Source organism: Natronomonas sp., from assembly GCF_036625485.1.
GTDB lineage: Archaea > Halobacteriota > Halobacteria > Halobacteriales > Haloarculaceae > Natronomonas.
The window spans coordinates 1-4,103 of sequence record NZ_JAZKTR010000187.1; the positions used below are offsets into that span (position 1 = coordinate 1).

General features: G+C 67.4%; 3 protein-coding genes. All 3 read right to left on the bottom strand.

Going from position 1 to position 4,103, the window contains the following annotated elements; genetic code table 11:
• The coding region (locus V5A53_RS13385; protein ID WP_332314118.1) for an MsnO8 family LLM class oxidoreductase at positions 1–614 on the bottom strand (614 nt) is incomplete at its 3' end.
• 153 nt (positions 615–767) lie between these two features.
• The gene (locus V5A53_RS13390; protein WP_332314119.1) at positions 768–3,131 is read right to left on the bottom strand and encodes a heavy metal translocating P-type ATPase; all 2,364 of its coding nucleotides are present in this window, start codon (positions 3,129–3,131) and stop codon (positions 768–770) included.
• 77 nt (positions 3,132–3,208) lie between these two features.
• The gene (locus V5A53_RS13395) at positions 3,209–3,958 is read right to left on the bottom strand and encodes a helix-turn-helix domain-containing protein (protein WP_332314120.1); all 750 of its coding nucleotides are present in this window, start codon (positions 3,956–3,958) and stop codon (positions 3,209–3,211) included.
• Positions 3,959–4,103 lie beyond the last annotated feature (145 nt).

The window sequence follows — 4,103 nt, forward strand, 5'->3', positions numbered from 1 at the left end:
TCCTCGAAGGCGTAGGTGGCGAACTGCGGGCGGATAAACGCGGCAAAGCAGTATGGAAGGCCGAGTTCGCCCGCGATGGCCCCGCTGGAGGGACTGGAGCCCAGCACCCACGGCACCGGTTCCGCGGCGCCCGAGCGAGGAATCTCGATGTCGCTGTAGTCGTGTCCGTCGGGGTAGGCGTCGTAGAGGTGGTTGATGACGGCCTTGATTTTCTCGGTGTGGTCCTCGTCGGGATTCTCGACGTGGCGGTCCGTCCCGAGCGCGCGGTCGACCGCGGGCGAGCCGTTGGCCCGGCCCAACCCGGCGTCGATGCGCCCCGGTGCGAGCGCGTCCAGCGCGCCGAACTGCTCGGCGACTTTAAAAGGGCTGTAGTGGTTGAGCAGGACGGCGCCGGAACCGAGACGAATCGAGTCGGTCTCGGCGGCGAGATGGCCGAGCAACACCTCGGGCGTCGTCCCTGCGAGCGTGTCGGCCATGCCGTGGTGTTCGGCGACCCAGAACCGCTCGAAGCCCAGCCGTTCGGCTTGCTGGGCGGCCGCGACGGTGTTGGCGTACGCATCCGTGGCGGTGCCGTCGTCGGGCACCGGCGAGAGATCGACGGCGGAGAGCTTCATATCCGGTATCGGGGGCTGATACGGGTTATTGTAACGATTTACCGGTCATCGCCAGCTCCGCGTCGGCGATGACCGGTAAAGGACTACAACAATCCGTATAAGGGAGATAACGGTCGGGCTATCAGCAGACGCCTGTGCGTGCTGGCGGGCGCGTCACGCCCGTTCCTCGGGCGTGATCCGCGAAAGGCGCATCGCGTTGCCAGTCACGCCGAGGCTCATGCCCATGTCACCGACGACGACGGCCATCGCGACGCTGACCAGTCCCAGCGGCACGCCCAAAGCGAGCAGGAACTTCACGCCGAGGCTCGCCCAGATGTTCTGTCGGATGACGCCGTTGGCGGTGTGCGACAGCCCGTAGAGATACGGCAGTTTGTCGATGTCGTCGCCCATAAGCGCGATGTCGGCCGTTTCGAGTGCGGTGTCGGTACCCGCCGCCCCCATCGCGATGCCGACCTCGGCGGTCGCGAGGGCGGGCGCGTCGTTGATACCGTCGCCGACCATCGCGACCTCGCCGTAGTCGGCCTGCAGTTCCTCGATGGCCTCGACCTTCTCCTCGGGCAGGAGTTCGGCCCGATACTCGTCGACGCCGACCGCCTCGGCGATGGCTCGGGCGGTGCCCTCGTTGTCGCCGGTCAGCATCACGACGTGTTCGACGCCCATCTCCTGGAGGCGTTCGACGGCCCATTTCGACGCCGGGCGAACCTCGTCGGCGATGGCGATGGCACCCAACAGTTCCGTCTCGGTCCCGACGACTACGACGGTCTTGCCCGCCCGTTCGAGTTCGGTGAGGGTGCCGTCGGCGAACGTCGCGTCGCCGCCCTTCGGTTCGCCTTCCGGTATCGCGCCGCCGTCGGTTCGCTCGCCACGGTCGAACCCGAATCCCAACTCCTCGAAGAGCGCGGGCTTGCCGGCGTAGTAGGTCTCGCCGTCGAACTCGCCCCGGATGCCCTTCCCGGTCAGGCTTTCGAACGTCGTGGGGGCCGGCAGGTCGCCCACCTCCGCCTCCTCGGCGCGGACGCGAATCGCGTCGGCGATGGGGTGTTCGCTCCGTCGTTCGAGGCCGGCGGCATGGCGGAGCAGCGTCGCCTCGTCGGTGTCGCCGACCGGCACGACGTCGGTGACGGCGAGTTCGCCCCGCGTGAGCGTGCCGGTCTTGTCGAGGGCGATGGCGTCGACCTCGCCCATCGTTTCGAGGTGGTTGCCGCCCTTGATGAGGACGCCGTTCTTGGCGGCGCTGGTGACTCCCGAGACGACCGAGACGGGCGTCGAGATGACGAACGCGCAGGGGCAGGCGATGACGAGCAGGGTAAGGCCGCGAATGAACCACGTCGTCCAGTCGCCGACGAAGGTGATGGCGTAGCCGGCGACGCCGACCGAAAACGGCTCGGAGATGACAAGCGGCGGGATGGCGGCGGTCAGAATCGCCAACACGACCACCGTCGGCGTGTAGTAGCCCGCAAACCGGTCGACGAACTGCTCGGTGTCGGTCTTTTCGGCCTGTGCGCCCTGGACCATCTCGATGATTCGCGAGAGCGTGGAGTCACCGGCCGTCGAGATGACCTCGATTTCGAGATATCCTCCCTCGTTGATGGTGCCGGCGTAGACCTCCTCGCCACTGGTCTTGTCGACGGGGACGCTCTCGCCGGTGATCGGCGATTGGTCGACGGCGCTTTCGCCCTCGACGACCACGCCGTCGAGCGGAATCTTGTCGCCGGGCCGGACGACCACGACCTCGCCGATCTCGACCTCGTCGGCAGGGACGGTCACCTCCTCACCGCTCCGCCGGACGGTGGCTTCGTCGGGGGACAGTTCCATCAACTCCCGCAGGGAGTCTCGGGCCCGGTCCATCGCGTAGTCTTCGAGCAGTTCGGCGATGCTGAAGAGGACCGCCAGCGTCGCGGCCTCGACGAAATAGCCGATACCGGTGGCGGCGATGATGGCCGTCCCCATCAGGAGGTCGATATCGAGGCTCCGGTTCTTCGCCGAGTAGTAGCCGCTCCGGATGACCGGAATCCCGCTGGCGGCGACGGCAGCGAGAAAGAGGACGTCGGCCAGCGCCAGCGGATAGCCGAGGACGCTCGCCACGCCGACGTTCGCGCTCGTGAGGAGGAACTCGAAGAGCAAGCCGGCGGTGACGAAAACCGCGCCGACCCACGTCTTGAGGGCACGCGGGCTGGTCCAGACCTCCGACGGCGGGGCGATGTCGACGCCTTCCGCCGAGCCATCCGCGCCGGCCTCGGCGTCATCGTCGGTCCCACCGACCACCTCGTAGCCCGCGTTCTCGATGGCCTCGATGACCTCGCGTTCGTTCACACGGTCGGGGTCGTAGGTGATCGAGGCCGTGCCGGTCGTCGGCTGGAGGGTCACGTCGACGATGCCGTCGACGCGCTGGAGGCTCTTGTCGACCTTTTTGGCACAGGTCGGACAGTCCATCTCGGGGACGCCAAAGCGGGCGGTGAGCTCCCGTCCCTCCCCTGTCTCGAGTTTCCCCCCTGTCGCATCTGCGTCGTCGCTCATTACCTGACGGTTCGGCTGTCAACTCGATAAGCCTTCGTTGGAATATTCCAAAATTCTGGGCGGCCGGCCCGGCTCTGCTATCGCGGCAGTGCGGCGTCCGCCGTGAACTGCGTCCCGGCGACGTGCCGTTTCGCCAGTCGTTCTTCGGCCCGTCGGAGTCGATAGGTAAGCGTCGAGCGGGGGACGCCGAGGTGGTCGGCGAGTTCGCCGACGTCGACATCCCGGGGTGATTCGTAGTAGCCGTGTTCGACGGCGGCTCGCAGGGCGGCCTCCTGCTCGGGGGAGAGTTCGTTCGCCCGGTCGGCCGCCTCGCCCGACGGCGTGGCGGTGTCGGCGGTTCGCAGCATCTCGGTTCGGGCACAGTCGCCGACCGCGGCTTCGAGGGCATCGAAGAACGCGGCCACGTCGCCCTCGCCGGAGTGGATGACCCGCCACGTGTAGTGGCGTCCCTCGTGGCGCGTCTCGAAGAGGACGCCGTCGCCGAGGTGGTCGCGAGCGATGTGCGGAACCGACGCGCAGGTGGGCGTCCGTTCCCAATCCGAGTAGAGGACGAGCGTATCGTCGGTGTGGTCGAGGACGCGGGTGGTCTGGGTAGCGCCGCAATCGCCGGTCGCGAGGCAGTCGGCGTAGTAGTCGCTGTTGAGGAAGGCGGCCTCGATGTCGTCGAGGGCCTCGGGGGTGCCGGTGGCGTGGTCGACACGCCAGAGCCGCTCGGCCGTCGCGTGCAGCGACAGCGAGCGAATCCGGGCGTCCGGGTGGTCGGCCAGCGTGTCGGCCACCCGGTTGCAACCCGGCTCGTATTCGAGTGCGAAGACGAGTTCGCGCATACCAACATCTTCGGCCTACTACGACAAAACCTGTCGCCTCGTCTCGTGGACGTGTCCGGAGGCGGAGATCATACTTTGGCACGGGGTTCCTTTATAAGCCGGGCGTGGCGACCACCAGACCGCAAACAGCCGGAAAGCCCTCGGC

Excerpts from the sequence above, each read along its gene's own strand:
- V5A53_RS13395 (WP_332314120.1), bottom strand. The coding sequence starts at position 3,958 with ATGCGCGAACTCGTCTTCGCACTCGAATACGAGCCGGGTTGCAACCGG.
- V5A53_RS13390 (WP_332314119.1), bottom strand. The coding sequence starts at position 3,131 with ATGAGCGACGACGCAGATGCGACAGGGGGGAAACTCGAGACAGGGGAG.